Raw genomic sequence first — 16,327 nt, 5'->3', positions numbered from 1 at the left:
CCGCGGACAAGAACGGTTCAGTGCGCTCGCCCGACAACAGAAGCTCCGATCGGAGAGCGGCCTCGCAAGGGTGATTCACCGGCGGTGCCGCCTTCCGGTCGCCGGATTCGGTGGTGCGCTGTCCATCGCCGCACCGAAACACCGTCGAGCAGCGGCCGCTGGTGACTCCGGGTCTCCCGCAGGTCACCGTTCACGCCACAAGTCGGCCAACGTCATGGCCTAATATCCGAATCGATGACAAAGGGCGTGATCACTCGTGTGCGCACCCATGGGAAGGGAGAGGATCACTTGCCCTCAAAGGATCCGGCCCATGAGAACGGCGCTGTTCTCGTCGGCAGACACTCGCAGGTCGAGTGTCTTTCCGCGGTCGTACAGGATCTGACCGACGGCCGGGGAGCGGTCCTGGAGGTCACGGGTGAGCCGGGCATCGGCAAGACCGCCCTGCTCGGCCTGCTCGCCGAGCGGGCAGCCGGGGCAGGGGCACTGGTGGCGCGAGCCCACGCCACGAGCGGTACGACCCAACCCGGCCAGGTCATCAGAGAGGTGCTGGATGCCCTGGAGGTGCGGGATTCCCCGATGACCCGGGAGCCCGGCGCCGGGGCGGGCACCGAGGTGCGGAGCGTGCTGGGGCGCTGGGCGGCGCGGCGCGGCGGGGTGCTTGTCCTCGACAACCTGCAGCTGTGCGACGAGCAGTCCGCGAGGCTGATCGCGCAACTCGTGCGGACACCCCCGCCCGGCCCGTTCGTCCTGGCGCTGGCGCACCGCCCGCGGCAGTCCAGCCCGGTACTGAGGGAGGCGCTCGAACACGGAGTCGAGACCGGCTCGGTCATCCGCCTGGCCCCGTCCTCCCTGGATCTCCAGGAGACATCCACCCTCCTCGGTCCCGAGGGCTCACACGCCGACACCACCTCCCGGCACGCCGTCTCCCACCCGGCGCGTGACCATGCGTACACCGAGTGGCGCGCCTCCCCGGCACCCGTGATCGACGGCACATACGCCGAGCAGTTGCACGCCGCTTCCGGCGGCAACCCGCGGATGCTGCGGATCCTGGTCGCGGCGCGGTGGGACCCTGACGAGTGGCCGCTCAGTGCCGGTCCGGACCGGGACGGCATGCTCCGGGAGGCCGTCCCCGTCGTCACCGAGCTGGCCTCCATCAGCGCTGACGCCGCCCGCTCGGTCCAGGTCGCCGCCGTTCTCGGCGATCCCTTCCTGCCCGACGACGTCGCTGCTGTCTCCGATCTCGGCCTGCAACCGACCCTCGGAGCGTTCACCGAACTCGTCGCAGCGGACTTGATTCGGCCGCTGCCCTGGGGCGGCGGCTACGTCTTCCGGCACCCGGTGCTCGGCCACGTCGCCCTGGAACACGCTTCGCCGGCGCTGCGCGTCAACGCCCACAGACGCGCCCTGGAGCTGCTCACCAAGCGAGGAGCATCGGCGTACCGGCGTGCCCGGCAGGCCGAACACCTGGTGGGCGCGGGCAGCGCGGAGACCGGGCAGGTTCTGGTCGAGGGCGCGGCGGAGGCGATGGCCGAGTCCCCGGCCGTCGCCGCCCGCTGGCTGCGCCTGGCGCTGGACCACCTGCCCGCCGGGGAGGGGACCAGCGCCTCCCGGGTCGTTCTGGTGCTCGACTGCTGCCGGGCTCTCAGCGCCGTGGGCCGGCTGCGGGAAGCCCGTTCCCTGGTGCACGAACTGCTCCGGCATCAGTCGGATCTCTCCGAGGACCTGCGGCTCAGCGCCTACGCCGTCTGCGGAGAGCTGGAGCGGTTGCTGGGCCGCCACCAGGAGGCCGATGCGGTGGTCCGGACGGCACTTGACCTCGTACCCCGCCCACTGCCCGTGCCGCTGCCGGCGCCGGTGGCCGAACTGGTCACCGCCTACGGGCGTGTGCAGTTGTTCCGGGGCGCCTACGGCGAGGCACGTGACGTGGTCCGCGAGGCGGCGGAGGCTGCCGGAGCCGCCGGCCCGGCGGTGCCCTATCTGCGGGCCCTGAGCGCCCTCGGGGACAGCCAGCTCGGGCTGCTGCCCGAGGCCGTCGCCGAGGTCACCGAGTGTGCGCGAATCGTGGACGCCCTGCCGGACGCCGCGGCCGTCACCATGCCCGACGTCCTGGCGATGCTCGGCTGCGCGGAGCTGTTCCAGGAGCGTTTCCATGACGCCTACCGGCACCTGGAACGAGGACTGCAGACAACCACGGGTGCCACCCGGAGGTTCATCCGGATCAACCAACTGGTGGCTCTGTGCCATCTCGACCAGATGACGGGACGTCTCGAGTCGCTCTGTCGCCGTGCCGGCGAGGCCGAGCTGCTCGCCCGGACGACCGGGGCCGACGAAGCCGCCGGGGTCGCCATGCTCCTGCGGGCGACGGGGCTGCTGTGGACCCGGTCACGGCGGGACACCGACAGGCTGCTCGAACTCGCCGGGGAGGGACTTTCCCTTGCCTTGCGCAAGCGGGGCTGGCGGGCAGCCGTAGCGGTCGGCCTGCACGCCCACGCCCAGTTCCTCGGCGGGGACCCGGCAGGCTGTCTGCGCACCCTCGCCGAGCAGGGCGGCCCGCAGCTACAACGACTGCTGCGGGCCTGGCAACCCTCTCTCCTGGCCCTCGCCTCCGTCGCGGCACTGCAATGCGGTGACATCGACGCCGCACGTGACTGGGCCCGGACGGGGGAGGCTGCGGCCGAGCAGTTGGGGCTGCCGCTGCAACAGCAGCACGTACGGAGAGCGCGGGCCGCGCTCCACGCCGCCGCGGGAGAACACCGTCTGGCGGCAGAGCTGTTCCACGAGGCCGCGGAATCGTTCCGCCGCGCCGGCCTGCCGGTGGAACACGCCTGGACCCTGGTGACCGGGGCGCCCTCGGTGCACGCGGCCCATGGCACCCAACAGGCGCTGGAGTGGCTCGACATGGCGGGAAAGGCGGCTCGGGCCTGTGGCGCCCAGCGGATCCTTGAGGAGGCGGCAAAGACCAGGGTCTTGCTGCCGGCATCCCGCGCCGCCACCGGTGCGGTGGCCGCAACGGCGCAGAACGGGAGTGCCCCGACGACCGTGGCCCTTCTCACCCAGCGGGAGCGGGAGATCGCGGAACTGGCGGCAGAGGGCAAACGCACCAAGGAGATCGCGGAGCAGCTCTTCGTCAGCACCAGGACGGTCGAAACCCACCTCGGGCGCGTCTATCGCAAGCTCGACATCCCCTCCCGGGCGTCGTTGCCGCGCGCACTCGGCCGAGTGGTGCACCGCCCGACCGCCTGACCGGTCGCTCCGGTCCCGCCTGCCGTCGGCCGCCCCGTGGGGTCGCCGCAGGGAGTCCCAGCGCAGCGCGACCGGTTCGCCGCCGGAGGGGATCCGGCGCACCGCGGCAGCCGCCCGGATTACGTGGTTTCACGGATGCCCATGGTGATCACCGGCTGGAATCCTGACAGCGGCGCATCGCTCCGGTGGCATTCCGTCGCTTTGCACGGCATGGCACTCATGTCCGGAGGACGCCCGACGCTGATCGTCGTCAGAGGAGGAACCCGGCGTGTCCACGATGAACGGCATCGGCACCAAGTTCCTGGGGTTCGGCAATCGCAACCGCGACGGCAGTCACTACGCCACCCAATGGTTCGTCGTCCTCGACCTGCCCGTTCTGCCACTGCGGCGCTACCGGCTCACCGTCGGCGCCAGCGCGTACGTCCCCAGGGGCACCGGCAGCCAGACCCTGACCCGGTACGTCCTGCATGAGGAGACCCGTCTCGACAGCCGGGAGATCATGCGTACTTACCTGATCTGGTGGCTCTTGGGACCACTTGTGGTGGCAGGACCGGCGGCACTGCTGCTCTGGGCGATCAGCGGCAACCAGAACGGCGGCTTCGGCTTCTGGGCCTTCTTTCTGGCCCTGTCCCTGGCCTGGGTCATGGGAGCGGCAACAGCCATGAGCAACTACGGCCGGCGGCGGCACGGACTTCCGAAGTAGGCGCCGCCGACATGGAGCATCAGGAGGGACGGGGATGAGGACACGGCAGGCCGTACGACGGGGAGTTGGGTGCCGGTGAACATATCCCGTACTGCCGCGGGCCGGTGGCCGGGGATCACTGCGTGCGCGGCGTTCGCGGTGCTGGCGACCGGCTGCACGGACCAGGGAACCGGAGCCGGGGCCGACGTATCGGCCAGTCCCTCCATCACCGTGTCACCGGTCCGTTCCACGCCTTCGGTCCACCCGTCGCCCACACCGCCCTATCCGGTCAACGCCGACGGCTGCCACCCCGACAAGGGCTGGAGCCGACGGCAGACCGCAGCCTGGCTGGTGCAGGAGGAGAACCCGACGGGCGAGGTGGGGTTCGTGAAAAGCACGGCGGGCTTCAACGGGCCGCTGTGCGAACCGATCACCGTCCAGGTCCAGTTCTGGCGGCTCACCTACCGGTCCACGGTCGGCGCCCAGGCCGACGGATCGACGAGCTCAGCCCCTGACTACTACTTCACGATGGCTTCCATGAAACACGTCGAAGTGCGCGTCGACGGACGCCGGGACGTGACCGTGTCTCCGCCGAAGGGCTACTACTCAACTCACCGGAGCCCCTGCGTCGGCGGCCTCGTGGCGTATTACACGGGTGGCCCACTCACCGAGAAGGAACTGCCGAGCAAGATCATTTCGGGTGACGACTTCCTGACATTCGACTCGGTGAACTTCCACACGAACCGTGTGATGGACACCAAGGTGGACAGGCCCACCGATCCTGCTGTCTGCGACGCCGACGGCAAGCCGACCAAGCCCACTTCAGCACCCTCATTCCCCACCGACCCCCTCGTCCCGACCCCGTCCTATCCCTCCATTCAGGTCAACCCGACCCACACCTGACGGCGGCGCCATACCGTTTCGGCCGGTCCAGGGAACGGACGGCCACCGCCGCCGACAGGCGCCTCCTACGCCCCGGTGGGCGTACCAGGCCGCCTCAGGTCAGGGCCCCAGGGGTATTGATCGCGAGCGTTGTCAAGGCCGGCGGGGCTGGACCGTGGCGATGGCCTCCGTGCGCGGTGCAGGTGACGGAGTGAAGGGCCCGCGCGCCTCTTGCTGGGCCGCCTTGCAGATGACGTCCACTCACGTTCAGCGAGGAATCCGCGGTGACAAAGGCTTCCCGATGGAGATGTGGTCAAGCCGAGTGTGGCCCTGTACAGCCTTCGCGGCCTCGGGCTGGATGCCCTGGCATGGCATGCGACGAATAGTCCTCTGCGGGGCCGAGGTCGCCGAATGTGCCCGCGTGAACTCAACAGAGACGTCCTCGCTGATACTGCACGGCAGACGCTCCGTCCGCCTTCGGGACGGCGCGGTATTGCTGGCCGCGGACGGTGTACGGCGCCGGATACCGGTGGCGGCGATCGAACGGATCGACGTGCACGGTCCCAAGGGCCGACGGCTGACTGTCGTGCTGACGGGCGACGAGCCCGTGGTCTACGACCTCAGGTGTCGCAGTGGCCCCGCCGTGCACGAGTTCGCGAAGGTGGTCCGGCGTGCACTGCCCGTACGGGACGCCGACGAGCCGCGGCAGGACGGGGCGGGGCTGGTGTTCGGCGCGGTACTCTTCCTGCTACTCGGCCCGCTTCTCCTGGCCGGCGTCTCGTTCGTGGTGGTGGGCGTGGCAGCCCTGGTCTTCTGAACCGGTGACCTGCGAAGCATCGGGTACTGGCCGGTGGGCTGGGGTGGGGCAACTTCGTAGGGGGCGCCGGTCTCGGATCAGGGCCCACAGCACGTTGACTCTGCGGCGCGCGAGCGCGATCACGGCCTGGGTATGGTGTTTCCCCTCGGCGCGCTTGCGGTCATGAAAAGTCCGGGAGTCGGGGTCGAAGCGGACGCTCGTCAGGGCGGACATGTAGGAGACTCGCCGGAGCCCCCGGTGGTAGTGGCGGGGCCGGTGCGGGTTAGCGTTGCGCTTCCCGGAATCGTGCGATGCCGGAGCCGAGCCGGCGAAGGCCGCGAGTCCGTCCGGGCTGTCGAAGGCTGTGAGGACGTCGCCGATCTGTCGGCGTCGGCTCAAGAACCACCATGCCTGACACCAAGTGACAGCCGCTGGCACCGCCTCCAGCGGAGCGAGGGCGCGGCTCGCGAGGTGGGCCAGGAGCGGCTCGTCACCGCGCAGCAGCAGTGCCGGGAGATGGTCGGCGCAGCGCAGCAGCCCCTGTCCGGGCAGGACGCCGCGCTCCACAAGATCGAGGGCGCGCCTGGCCCAGCGCAGCGACTGTGCGGCCTGGGCGAGCGGAACGGTCGGGCCGAGCACCGCAGGACGGCCGCTCAGCGCCAGGGCGAGCGCCCGGTCGTCGAGGCGGCCGCAGCCGTCAGGGTCGGGCAGCAACAGCCGGGGCGGGTGTGCGTCCAGATCGGTCAGGGCTCCCACCGGTGTCGGCGGAGGGTCCTCCACATCGGTGGGACCGGTCGCGAACACCACGACCGCGACCTGTTCCGGTACGGCTCACCGCGCGCCGTGGGCCAGTTCCCGCACGACCTGCGGCAACGCGGGCTGCTCGCCGAGCAGTAGCCCGAGCAGCCGCCGACGACGCGGCTCCAGCTCCCCGGAGTCACGCAGCCTGGCTTCCCCGCATCCGGCGGCGGCCGCCTACGCGGCTTCGTGGAGGGTGCGGAAGGCGAGCTCGCCCAGGGCTGACACCAGCGCCGACTCCAGCCCCAGGTCCTCCGCTGTCCGACCCATCAGGTGCCAGGCGTGCAGACCACCGACCCGTAGAGCGGACTGAAAGGCCTCCGGGCTCCGGCCCGCCGCAGCGGTCTTCCATCCGAGCTCGTAGTACGTCTCCGCGATCGCCGCCCGCTGGTCGCCGGGGCCGGCGATGTGGTCGACGAAGAAGGTCAGGGCCTCTACCACGCCGGTGCGGAGTCGGCCTTCCAGAGCACCTTCCGGCTGCGCGTACTCGGGTACTTGTCTCCGGACCTCCTCTTCCACCTCATCGGCGACAGCGACGAGTCGGTCCCGCAGCCGGCCGACGAGTTCGGGCGGGACCGGTGCGGCCGGGAAGCCGCCTGGTGCTGCTGATGGGGTCGGTGCGGCCATCGATGCATCCTTCACTCGAATCGAGTTCCGGTGGGAACAGGCACCCGCAGGGCGTGCGGGAGTCGTGGGTGAGACGACAGGACGGGCCGCTTCCGTTCCGCCGGAGGGCGGACCTGACCGGGTGTGTCCGCCGGGCGGTCCGGGCTGCCTCGGGTCCCTCGGGGTGCGGGTAGGGTCGCGGTCATGACCGATTCCTCCGAGGTGCCCGCCGCCGAGCCGCGCAAGCGGGTGGACTACGGGACCGGTCGCGAGGCACTGCTCAACGCGGCCGTCCGTGTGGTGGCCCAGGGCGGCCTGCGCAAGCTCACCTACCGTGCCGTCGCGCAGGAGGCAGGTGTCACACACGGTCTGGTGGTGCACCACTTCGGCTCGCGTGACGCGTTGATCGAGGCGGCCCTCACTCATGCGGTGCGCACCAGCGCGAGCACGAGCGCGCTGGAACCGGGCACGGGCAACGTCGCGGACTTCGCGGCGGGGCTGTCGGACATGGTCATCCGCGAGCCGGACATGCAACTCTTCCAGTACGAGCTCATGCTCGAATCGCGGCGCAGGCCCGAGCTGCTGCCGCAGATCCGCGCGCTGTACAGCGAGTACTTCGAGGCCACGGAGCGGGAGTTGTGCCGCATCCTGCCCGAAGGAGCCGACCCTGCCCTGACCCGGCTCGTCTTCGCGGCGCTCGAAGGGCTGGTACTGCACCAGCTGGTCCTCGGCGAGCCGGAGGTCACCGAGGCCGCGCTGAAGGAGCTGCGCTCCCTGCTGACCCGGAAGAGGGCAGACGCGGAGTAGTCCCTCCCGCTCTGGGCCGTACGAAACAGCAGGTCAGAACGAGTCCCCGTCGCTCAGCGGCGGGGACTCGTTTGATTCCGAACAAGTAAAGAGCCGATTGCGTCCGCGCGAAGTATTGACGGAACTATCCGAGTGGATAATTCTCGCGGGGTAGGGCCGTCAGCCCCCCGCTCTCTGTCGGCCCCCCTCACTTCTTCTACCTCGCATCCCATACGAGGAGTGCCACGCCATGATCGTCACCACCGCCGAACCCGCGTCCGCGACCGAGGATCTGCTGCCCTTCCGCGACCCCGGCTTCCGTGCGAACCCGTACCCGTACTACGCACGGCTACGGCAGCGGCATCCGGTCTACCGGCACTCGACCGGCCTCTATGTCGTCTCCCGCTACGAGGATGTCGCCCGGCTGATCCGCAACCCCACCCTGAGCGTGCAGCGGCTCGACTTCGGGCCCGCCGACCCGATCCACGACACGATGCTCGGCAAGGACGCCCCCGACCACACCCGGCTGCGCCGGATCACCAACCGCTGGTTCACGCCCAAGGCCGTCGAGGCGTGGGCCGAGGTGATGCGGGCCTCCGTGACGGCCGTGCTCGACGAGGTCGAGAAGGGCGACGGTGTCCTGGACGTGGCCGACGGGCTCGCCCTGAAGTGCACCTTCGACACCATCTGCCGCATCTTCGGCATCGAACCGACCGACATGCTCACCGTCCAGCGCAAGACCTACGAGATCGGGCTCAGCCTCGGCCCCGGCGGCAACCAGGAGGAGGCGACGGCCACCGCGGAGGCCCTCGCCTGGTTCGCCGAACACATCCGCCGGCTCGTGGCCGACAAGCGCGCCCATCCGGGCGAGGGCCTGATCGACGCCTTCATCGCCGCGCAGAGCGAGGGCCGGATGACCGAGGCGGAAGTCGTCCACACGATCTTCCTGTTCTTCGCCGTCGGTCACCTCGACGTCAAGCACCTCATCAACCACGGCATCTGGCTGATGACCCAGAAGCCCGAGCTGTTCGCCGTCTACCGGGACGAACCCGAGGCGCGCCCCGGCATCATCAACGAGATCCTGCGCATCGACACCCCGGAGTCGATGGTGGTCCGCCTGGCCACCCGGGACGTGGTCATCGGTGACACGACCGTACCCGCGGGAGAGGCCCTCGCTCTGCTCATCGCCTCCGCCAACCGTGACCCCGAGGTGTTCGCCGACCCCGACACCTTCGACCACGCCCGCCCGGTCGCCGCCGGCCAGCACCTCGCCTTCGGCTCCGGTATGCACGGCTGCGCGGGCCAGGTCCTGGCCCGCGCCGAGGCCGACGTCGTCTTCAGTGCGATCACCGAACGGTTCACCGGCGTCGAACTCAGCGGCGAACCCGCCTACGCACACACCGAGTTCCTGCGCACCATCACCCAACTCCCCGTCCGCTTCCGCTGATTACCCCATCCATGCGAGAGACAGGAGCCGTCATGAAGGTTGCAGTGGACCTCAACAAGTGCCAGGACCACGGCCAGTGCGTCTATGCCGCCCCCGAACTGTTCGCACTGGACGACGACGGACGCCTGTCCCTGCGGGCGCGCGCGACCGATGTGTACACGGCCGACGTGGACGAGGCGAACGCCGAGGAACTGTACGAGGCCGCCGAGGTCTGTCCGTTGCAGGCCATCACGGTGCACGGGTAGCCGGGCCGCGATCGCGGGTTGTCCCGTCGAGGATTCCGTGGGGCGGGGGTATGCGGGCGACGTACCCCCGTATCGCCTGGGCTGCGCCAGGAGGCGCCATCCGTGGCGTGCGGCCGGAGGGGATCGCGTCGTCGGCTCCGGGGCGAACGGCGCCTGTGGAGCGCGCCGGCCATGCCCGGTCCGTCGGCCGGTGCACCACCACGCGTGCCGCCTGCCCTCCGGGCCGTCGCCCCTTCTTCCGTGTCCGGCTGTCAGGCCGTGCGTACGGGACCGCCGTGCGGCCCGGGTTGTGGCTCCGGAGAGGAATCCGTGACCGCCAAACGGATCCGCGACCGCCGAACGGATTTACGCCAAACCCCTTGCCAAACGGATAGTTCCCGCCCAGCATGAGGCAACTCGTTTGGCCTAAAACGAAATGTCGCCCCTCTCCGTCCCGGTAGGTGATTCGAGTGGACAGTCAGACCGCGGTCTCCACGCAAACCGCTCAAGACGCATCCATGGCAGGCAGGCTCAAGCCCGACTCTCTCGGTGTGCTGGGCATTCTCTTCTTCGTTCTCTCCGCCCAGGCGCCGCTGACAGGTATCGCCGGGGCCGTGCCCATCGCCGTCGGCATCGGCAACGGCGCCGGCGTCCCGGCCGCCTACCTCGCGGCCGGCGTCATCGTCCTGCTCTTCTCCGTGGGATTCGTCGCGATGGGCCGGCACGTCGTCGACGCCGGAGCCTTCTACACCTACATCGGCAAGGGCCTTGGCCGCCCGGCCGGTTCCGGCAGCGCCGGTGTCGCCCTCTTCGCCTACTGTGCGGTCCAGGCCGCCATGTACGGCCTGTACGGCGCCACCGTGAGCGGCCTGGTCGAGCACTACACCGACGTCCATGTCGCCTGGTGGGTCTGGACCCTGGTCACCATGGTGATCGTCCAGGTCCTCGGCGCGTCGGGCATCGAGATGGGTGCCAAGATCCTCGCCGTCTTCGTGCTGGCGGAGTTCAGCATCCTGATCGCCTTCGCCGTCGTGACCCTCGTCAAGGGCGGCGGGCCCGCCGGGCTCGGCTTCACGGACAGCTTCTCACCGTCCGCGGCGCTCAAGGGCGCGCCGGGGGTGGCGTTGATGTTCGCCGTGGCGTCGATGTTCGGTTTCGAGGCCACCGCCATCTACGGCGAGGAGGCCCGCGAGCCCCGCAGGACCGTGCCCCGGGCCACCTATCTGTCGGTCGTCGTGGTCACCGGGTTCTTCGCCTTCGTGTCCTGGATGCTGATCTCCGCGCACGGCGCGTCCCGGGCCACCGCCGACGCGGGCAAGGCGCTGCAGAGCGGCGACGCCACCTCGTTCGTCTTCGCGCCGATCGCCGACCTGTTCGGCGGCTGGGCCAACGACGTGCTGCCGATCCTGCTGGCCACCTCGCTCTTCGCCGGCATCCTGGCCTTCCACAACTCCGCCAACCGCTATCTCTTCTCCCTCGGCCGGGAAGGGCTGCTGCCGCACGGCCTGACCGCGATCAACCGGCGTCACTCGCCCTGGGCGGCCGGTATCGTGCAGACCGCGATCTCCGTGCTTCTGGTGATGCCGTTCGCCATCCTGGGCAAGGACCCCGTGCTGACCCTGTTCTCCTGGTTCAGCGGTGTGGCGGTGCTCGGCATCATGCTGCTGTACTTCCTGACCTCGGTGTCCGTGGTCATGTTCTTCCGCCGCTCGGGTGCCGACACCCGCCCCTGGAACACGCGGATCGCCCCTGTCCTGGGCGCGCTCGGCATCGCGGGTGCCATCTGGCTGATCGTCGAGAACTTCACCACGCTCATCGGCGGCGACCGGACCACGGCCGTCTGGCTCCAGGTCACGGTTCCGGCGGTGTTGGTCCTCGGCGTCGTCGCCGCCCGCGTGACGCGCGACAGGGCGATGGCCCAGGGCTGACGGCTCTGTTCCCCAGGTGTGGCCGGCCGGTTCCCGCTCTCCCGGGGACCGGCCGGCCACACCCGACTGTCACCGGTCCCTGGAGGACTTCCCCGTGCCATCCGTAAGCGCCCGTCAGTCCGCCGCGTGTGCCACCCGGTCGAGGAACCCGTCGACCAGGCGGTGGGCGCTCAGTCGGGCCGCCTCCTCCAACTCCTGGGTCCGGGCGACCAGTTCGCCGGGGTCCACGCCCTGGCGCAGGCACTGCTCCGTACCGTCGAGCTCCAGCCACAGGCGGACCGTCGCGGCCGTGATCTCCGGGTGGAACTGCGCGCCCAGGCTGCGTCCGAGCCGGAACGCCTGGGTGCACACCGAGTTCCGGGCCAGTTCCTCGGCCCCGGGCGGCGGCAGGCAGCGGTCGTAGTGCCACTGGAACCACGGACCGGGGCCGACGATCGCGGGATCGTCGGTGCCGACCTCGACCCAGCCGATCTCGGGGCGCGGCGACGCCACCACCGAGCCGCCGAGCGCGGTGGTCAGTGCCTGTGCGCCGAAGCAGACGCCGAGAATCGGGACGCCCACGTGGTGGGCCTTGCGGAGCAGGGACAGTTCGCCGCCGATCCAGGAGCCGATCGCCGTCTCGTCGTACACCGACCAGGGGGCGCCGAACGACACCACCAGGTCCCAGTCGTCGGCGGAGGGGAAGTCGAAGGTCACGTCGGGCGCGAGGTAGCGCTCTTCGGGTACGACCGTCAACGCGGTCAGGTCGTATCCGCGCTCCGCGAGCCGGGCTCCGACGGGGCCGGGGTCGGTCGCGTGGTCGTGCTGGATGACGAGGGCGCGCACGGTGGGCTCCTTCCGGGGCTCACGAACCAGCCTCGGGGCCCGTGAGCCGTGATGACTGCTCCGCATCCATCATATCGTTTGGAATCAAATAAAATAGTCGGAGGTCCCGCATGCTGGACATCACCCACGAGCGCGTCCAAGCCGCCCAGGAGAGACGCTGACACGGCCGTGGCACTCTTCAGTCGCAGACAACACGAACCCCGCCTCGCCCCCGAACTGGACGATGTTCCGCTGGGCCGGGTGTTGAGAGGTATCGCAGCCACCCGCCGTATCGGTCCGCAGGATCTCGCCGTCGCCCAGGTGGAGCGGCTCCTGAGGGACACAGAACATGACTGGGACCGCCGCTCCCACCGGATCGGCATCCTCGCGCACACGGCGCCCGCGCTGGCCCGCGCCTGGCGTGAGCACCGGCCGAGCGATCCGGATGCGCTGGTCCTGGCCGCCTGGTCGGAACTGGCCACCGATCCGTGGAACGCTCTGGCGACCTGCCGCCGCGCCGCCGAGATCCGCCCCGGCGATCCGACTCCCTGGGTGGGAGCGCTGGCGGCGGTAAGGATTCTGGGCCGGCCCACCTCTGAACTCGCCCCCATCTGGAGGGAGATCCACGCCCGCGATCCGTGGCACCGAGAGGCGCATCTGCAGATTCTGGGCTACCTCTCCCCGGAAGAGCAGGGAAGCCATGCCGTGTTGCGTGACTTCCTGGACGACGTCGTCGCGGTCATGCCGCCGGACGCACCGACGTCATGCCTGCCGCTGGCCGCCGCGGTGCGGCAGTACCACCGGGACCTGGACGCCGGCGGAACGCGGACGCTCGGGATAAGCCAGTACTGGGCACAGCCGCACACCGCTCGGTGGCTGGACCAGGCACTGGCCCATTGGATGCCCCCCGGCCGGCTGCGCCACGCGGCCGCGGTGGCCGATCTGGGGCTGCTCGCCTACGCCTTGAGCAGAGCGGGCCGGGTGCGTGAAGCCGGCCCCGTCTTCGCCGCCGTCGACGGGCTGGTGACACCCTGGCCATGGAGTCACGACGGAGACCCGGTGGAGTGCTACACGCGCTATGCCGGCCGTTCGTAGACACGTGGGCAGCGCGCGTCGGCCCAGGGGCGCGCGACAGCGTGGAACACGGCTTCGGGCCGGGCCTGTTCGGCTCGGCCCGAAGCCGTGTGTCATGAGGAGGCGCGTTCGGCGGCCTCGACGATGTTGGTCAGCAGCATGGCGCGGGTCATCGGTCCCACTCCGCCCACCGGCGGGGCGACGGAGCCGGCGACCCGGTCGACGTCCGGATGGACGTCACCGAGGATGCCCTCCACCGTCCGGGTGATCCCCACCGACAGGACCGTGGCGCCCGGCTTGATCCAGTCCGGCTGGACCAGATGGGCCACGCCGGCCGCGGCCACGACGACGTCGGCGACGCGGGCGTGGGCCGCGGTGTCCTGGGTCGCCTCGTGGCACAGGGTCACGGTCGCGTGCTCGGTGCCGCGGGTCAGCATCAGGCCGAGCGGGCGGCCCACGGTGATACCGCAGCCGATGACACAGAACTGCCGTCCGGTGATGGGTACTTCGTTGCGCCGCAGCAGGTCGATGATGCCGCGCGGGGTGCAGGGCAGCGCCCCCGGAATGCCCAGGACCAGGCGGCCGAGGTTGGCCGGGTGGAGCCCGTCGGCGTCCTTGACCGGATCGATGAGTTCCAGCACGGCATGGGTGTCGATGTGGGCGGGCAGCGGCAGTTGGACGATGAATCCGGTGCAGGCGGGGTCGCCGTTGAGCCGGAGCACGGCGGCCTCGACATCGGCCTGGGTGGCGGTGGCGGGCAGCTCCACCCGGATCGACGCGATGCCGACCTGGGCGCAGTCGCGGTGTTTGCCGCCGACGTAGGAGCGGCTGGCGGGATCGTCGCCGACGAGGACGGTGCCCAGGCCGGGGGCGATGCCCCGGCGCTTCAACACCTCTACCCGCTCGGCGAGTTCACGCTTGATCTCGGCTGCCGCGGCCTTGCCGTCGAGCAGCGTCGCGGTGGGCATGTCGTACGGGCCTCTCGATAGGGGCTTCCAGGTGCGGTCGTCAGGAGAAGACGACGGTGCGGGAGCCGGTGAGGACGACGCGGTCCTCCGCGTGCAGCCGGACCGCCCGGGCCAGGACGATCCGCTCGACGTCCCGGCCGATCGAGACGAGTTCCGGAGCGGTGTGGCGGTGACCGACGCGGACCACGTCCTGCTCGATGATCGGGCCCTCGTCCAGGTCGGCGGTGACGAAGTGGGCGGTGGCGCCGATGAGTTTGACGCCCCGTTCGTGAGCCTGGTGGTAGGGCTTGGCGCCCTTGAAGCCCGGCAGGAAGGAATGGTGGATGTTGATGACCCGGCCGGACAGCCTGCGGCACAGGTCGTCGGAGAGGACCTGCATGTAGCGGGCGAGCACCACGAAGTCGACCCGGTGCTCGGCCACCAGTCGCAGCAGTTCGGCCTCGGCCTCCGGCTTGGTGTCACGGGTGACGGGGAGACGGACGAACGGGATGCCGTACCGCTCCGCGATGGGGGCCAGGTCGAGGTGGTTGGAGACGATCAGCGGGATGTCGACGGGGAGTTCGCCCAGGTCCCAGCGGTAGAGCAGGTCGACCAGGCAGTGGTCGAACTTCGATACCATCAGCAGCACCCGCCGGCGCTGCTCCTCGGGCCGCAGGGACAGCACGGGGTCGAAGCGGGCCAGCCGCAGGGAGAGTTCGTCCCGCAGGCCTTCGGCATCGGCTACCGGGGTCTCCAGGAGCACCCGTACGGTGAAGGTCCCGGTGGCGGGGTCGGAGAACTGGGCGCTCTCCAGGATGTTGCCCTTGCTCTCGTTGATCCCCGCGGAGAGTGCGTGCACGATGCCCGGCTGGTCGGGGCAGCTCACGGTCAGGATGTAGCGCTGCATGGCTGTGGTGCCTCCTGGTTCAGGCCCGTACGCGGGCGCGCTCGGGGTCGTACACAGGTGTGGGCCGGACCGTGGCGTCGGCCTTGGAGCCGTCGGCGGCGACCGCGGTCAGCGCGGTGCCGGATCGCACGGCGTCGCGGTGCACGCGGGCCAGGCCGAGGGTGGCGCCGCCGAGGGCGGGGGAGGGCACCGCCATCGTCACGTAGCCGACGTCCCGGCCGTCCAGCTCCAGTCGGGCGCCCTCGGCGGCCTCCGGCGAGACGTCCACGACGACGCTGACGACACGCCCCGTCACGCTGTCCTTCTTGGCCAGCAGCGCGTCCCGGCCCTGGAAGGGGCCCTTGTCGAAGTCCAGCGCCCAGCCCATCCGGCACTCGAACGGCGTGACCGTGTGGTCGTACTCCAACTCGCCCATGATCATCCCGGCCTCGGTGCGGCAGGTCAGCAGGGCGAGCGCGCCGAATGCCCTGATGCCGAGGTCCGCCCCCGCGTCGAGGACCGCGTCCCACAGCTCCAGCGCCCGGTCCCGTCCGACCTGGATCTCGTAGCCGAGTTCGGCCGTGAAGCCCAGCCGGCCGACCTGCGCCGGGATGCCTGCGACCGGGGTGTCCTGGAGGAAGGTGTAGTAGGGGAAAGCCTCGTTGGAGACATCGACGCGGGTGAGGCGCTGCAGCACGGCGCGGCTGCGCGGGCCCTGCAGGGTGAGGACGGCGAAGTCGTCGCGCCGCTCGGTGACCGTCGTGCCGGCCGGGGAGTGCGCGGCCAGCGCCTGCCGGGTGGCGGGGTTGCCGCCGGTGACGACGACATGGCCGGGCGCGAGGACAGCCACGGTCACATCGTCGATCATCATGCCGTCCGCATCGACCACCACCCCGTACGCGATACGCCCGGCGCCGAGCCCGCTGACACTGCGCGAGAAGACGGCATCGACGGTGGCGACGGCCCGCTCGCCCTCGACATGCCACTTGTAGAGCATCGAGTACTCCGAGGCGCCGACGGCGGTGCGGACGGCCTCGTACTCCTCGGCCGGGTCGCCGATGGCCAGCGGAACGGCGTTGCCGTAGACGTCGATCCACTCCTCGACGCGGTCGGCGTAACGAGGAGCGAACGGGGTGGTGCTCAATCCTTCGGGGACGGCCATGGGGACTCCAGTGGATAGAGGGCGTGCGGCGCAGCGACCGTGCGGCACAGCGTCACAGCGAG

Annotated in this window: 14 protein-coding genes and 1 pseudogene; 9 read left to right on the top strand and 6 right to left on the bottom strand. The window is 70.4% G+C overall.

Features of this window, described 5'->3' with window-relative positions:
* Window positions 1–288: 288 nt before the first annotated feature.
* From ACIRR9_RS26920 to ACIRR9_RS26905, 4 genes are all read left to right on the top strand, one after another.
* Window positions 289–3,243, top strand: coding sequence for a LuxR C-terminal-related transcriptional regulator (locus ACIRR9_RS26920; protein WP_403756583.1), 2,955 nt, complete (start codon window positions 289–291; stop codon window positions 3,241–3,243).
* Window positions 3,244–3,511: 268 nt separating this feature from the next.
* Window positions 3,512–3,946, top strand: a complete 435-nt coding sequence (locus ACIRR9_RS26915) for a hypothetical protein (RefSeq protein ID WP_403756581.1) — start codon at window positions 3,512–3,514, stop codon at window positions 3,944–3,946.
* 75 nt (window positions 3,947–4,021) lie between these two features.
* Window positions 4,022–4,828, top strand: a complete 807-nt coding sequence (locus tag ACIRR9_RS26910; RefSeq protein WP_403756579.1) for a hypothetical protein — start codon at window positions 4,022–4,024, stop codon at window positions 4,826–4,828.
* A 400-nt stretch (window positions 4,829–5,228) separates the two neighbouring features.
* A complete protein-coding gene (locus tag ACIRR9_RS26905) occupies window positions 5,229–5,624 on the top strand; it encodes a hypothetical protein (protein ID WP_403756982.1) in 396 nt (131 codons plus the stop codon).
* A 32-nt stretch (window positions 5,625–5,656) separates the two neighbouring features.
* Here ACIRR9_RS26905 and ACIRR9_RS26900 read toward each other — a convergent pair.
* Together ACIRR9_RS26900 and ACIRR9_RS26895 are read right to left on the bottom strand one after the other, a co-directional pair.
* Window positions 5,657–5,972 (bottom strand): annotated as a pseudogene (locus tag ACIRR9_RS26900) (transposase); the annotation flags it as partial.
* Between the two features lie 606 nt (window positions 5,973–6,578).
* A complete protein-coding gene (locus tag ACIRR9_RS26895; RefSeq protein ID WP_403756577.1) occupies window positions 6,579–7,028 on the bottom strand; it encodes a hypothetical protein in 450 nt (149 codons plus the stop codon).
* A 183-nt stretch (window positions 7,029–7,211) separates the two neighbouring features.
* Here ACIRR9_RS26895 and ACIRR9_RS26890 point away from each other — a divergent pair, with 183 nt between their 5' ends.
* From ACIRR9_RS26890 to ACIRR9_RS26875, 4 genes are all read left to right on the top strand, one after another.
* Window positions 7,212–7,814 (top strand): TetR/AcrR family transcriptional regulator, encoded by a 603-nt coding sequence (locus ACIRR9_RS26890; RefSeq protein WP_403756574.1) that lies wholly within the window; start codon window positions 7,212–7,214, stop codon window positions 7,812–7,814.
* Between the two features lie 229 nt (window positions 7,815–8,043).
* Window positions 8,044–9,240 (top strand): cytochrome P450, encoded by a 1,197-nt coding sequence (locus ACIRR9_RS26885; RefSeq protein ID WP_403756571.1) that lies wholly within the window; start codon window positions 8,044–8,046, stop codon window positions 9,238–9,240.
* A 32-nt stretch (window positions 9,241–9,272) separates the two neighbouring features.
* Window positions 9,273–9,485 carry a ferredoxin gene (locus ACIRR9_RS26880; RefSeq protein ID WP_403756568.1) on the top strand — a complete coding sequence of 71 codons (213 nt, stop codon included), beginning with the start codon at window positions 9,273–9,275 and terminating at the stop codon, window positions 9,483–9,485.
* Window positions 9,486–9,934: 449 nt separating this feature from the next.
* Window positions 9,935–11,392, top strand: coding sequence for an APC family permease (locus ACIRR9_RS26875; protein ID WP_403756565.1), 1,458 nt, complete (start codon window positions 9,935–9,937; stop codon window positions 11,390–11,392).
* 114 nt (window positions 11,393–11,506) lie between these two features.
* Here ACIRR9_RS26875 and ACIRR9_RS26870 read toward each other — a convergent pair whose 3' ends face one another.
* A complete protein-coding gene (locus tag ACIRR9_RS26870) occupies window positions 11,507–12,217 on the bottom strand; it encodes a type 1 glutamine amidotransferase (RefSeq protein ID WP_403756562.1) in 711 nt (236 codons plus the stop codon).
* Between the two features lie 168 nt (window positions 12,218–12,385).
* Between ACIRR9_RS26870 and ACIRR9_RS26865 the strand changes: the two genes are divergently transcribed.
* On the top strand, window positions 12,386–13,291 hold the full coding sequence (locus ACIRR9_RS26865) for a hypothetical protein (RefSeq protein ID WP_403756560.1): 906 nt from the start codon (window positions 12,386–12,388) through the stop codon (window positions 13,289–13,291).
* Between the two features lie 92 nt (window positions 13,292–13,383).
* Here the strand turns inward: ACIRR9_RS26865 and ACIRR9_RS26860 are convergent, their stop codons facing one another.
* Genes ACIRR9_RS26860 through ACIRR9_RS26850 form a run of 3 tightly spaced genes read right to left on the bottom strand, consistent with a single transcriptional unit; the run spans window position 13,384 to window position 16,265 of the window.
* Entirely contained in the window at window positions 13,384–14,238 is an 855-nt protein-coding gene (locus ACIRR9_RS26860) for a bifunctional methylenetetrahydrofolate dehydrogenase/methenyltetrahydrofolate cyclohydrolase (RefSeq protein ID WP_403756557.1), read from the bottom strand.
* Window positions 14,239–14,278: 40 nt separating this feature from the next.
* A complete protein-coding gene (gene purU / locus ACIRR9_RS26855) occupies window positions 14,279–15,124 on the bottom strand; it encodes a formyltetrahydrofolate deformylase (protein WP_403756554.1) in 846 nt (281 codons plus the stop codon).
* A gap of 19 nt (window positions 15,125–15,143) precedes the next feature.
* Window positions 15,144–16,265, bottom strand: a complete 1,122-nt coding sequence (locus tag ACIRR9_RS26850) for an aminomethyltransferase family protein (RefSeq protein ID WP_403756551.1) — start codon at window positions 16,263–16,265, stop codon at window positions 15,144–15,146.
* Window positions 16,266–16,327 lie beyond the last annotated feature (62 nt).

It is taken from the genome of Streptomyces sp. NPDC101234, from assembly GCF_044767525.1.
In the GTDB taxonomy this organism is placed as follows: domain Bacteria; phylum Actinomycetota; class Actinomycetes; order Streptomycetales; family Streptomycetaceae; genus Streptomyces; species Streptomyces sasae.
Note: the sequence above shows the minus strand (reverse complement) of the source record. Positions and strands in the feature narration are given on the sequence as shown.

Excerpts from the sequence above, each read along its gene's own strand:
- ACIRR9_RS26860 (WP_403756557.1), bottom strand. The coding sequence starts at position 14,238 with ATGCCCACCGCGACGCTGCTCGACGGCAAGGCCGCGGCAGCCGAGATC.
- purU (WP_403756554.1), bottom strand. The coding sequence starts at position 15,124 with ATGCAGCGCTACATCCTGACCGTGAGCTGCCCCGACCAGCCGGGCATC.
- ACIRR9_RS26850 (WP_403756551.1), bottom strand. The coding sequence starts at position 16,265 with ATGGCCGTCCCCGAAGGATTGAGCACCACCCCGTTCGCTCCTCGTTAC.
- ACIRR9_RS26880 (WP_403756568.1), top strand. The coding sequence starts at position 9,273 with ATGAAGGTTGCAGTGGACCTCAACAAGTGCCAGGACCACGGCCAGTGC.
- ACIRR9_RS26895 (WP_403756577.1), bottom strand. The coding sequence starts at position 7,028 with ATGGCCGCACCGACCCCATCAGCAGCACCAGGCGGCTTCCCGGCCGCA.
- ACIRR9_RS26890 (WP_403756574.1), top strand. The coding sequence starts at position 7,212 with ATGACCGATTCCTCCGAGGTGCCCGCCGCCGAGCCGCGCAAGCGGGTG.
- ACIRR9_RS26885 (WP_403756571.1), top strand. The coding sequence starts at position 8,044 with ATGATCGTCACCACCGCCGAACCCGCGTCCGCGACCGAGGATCTGCTG.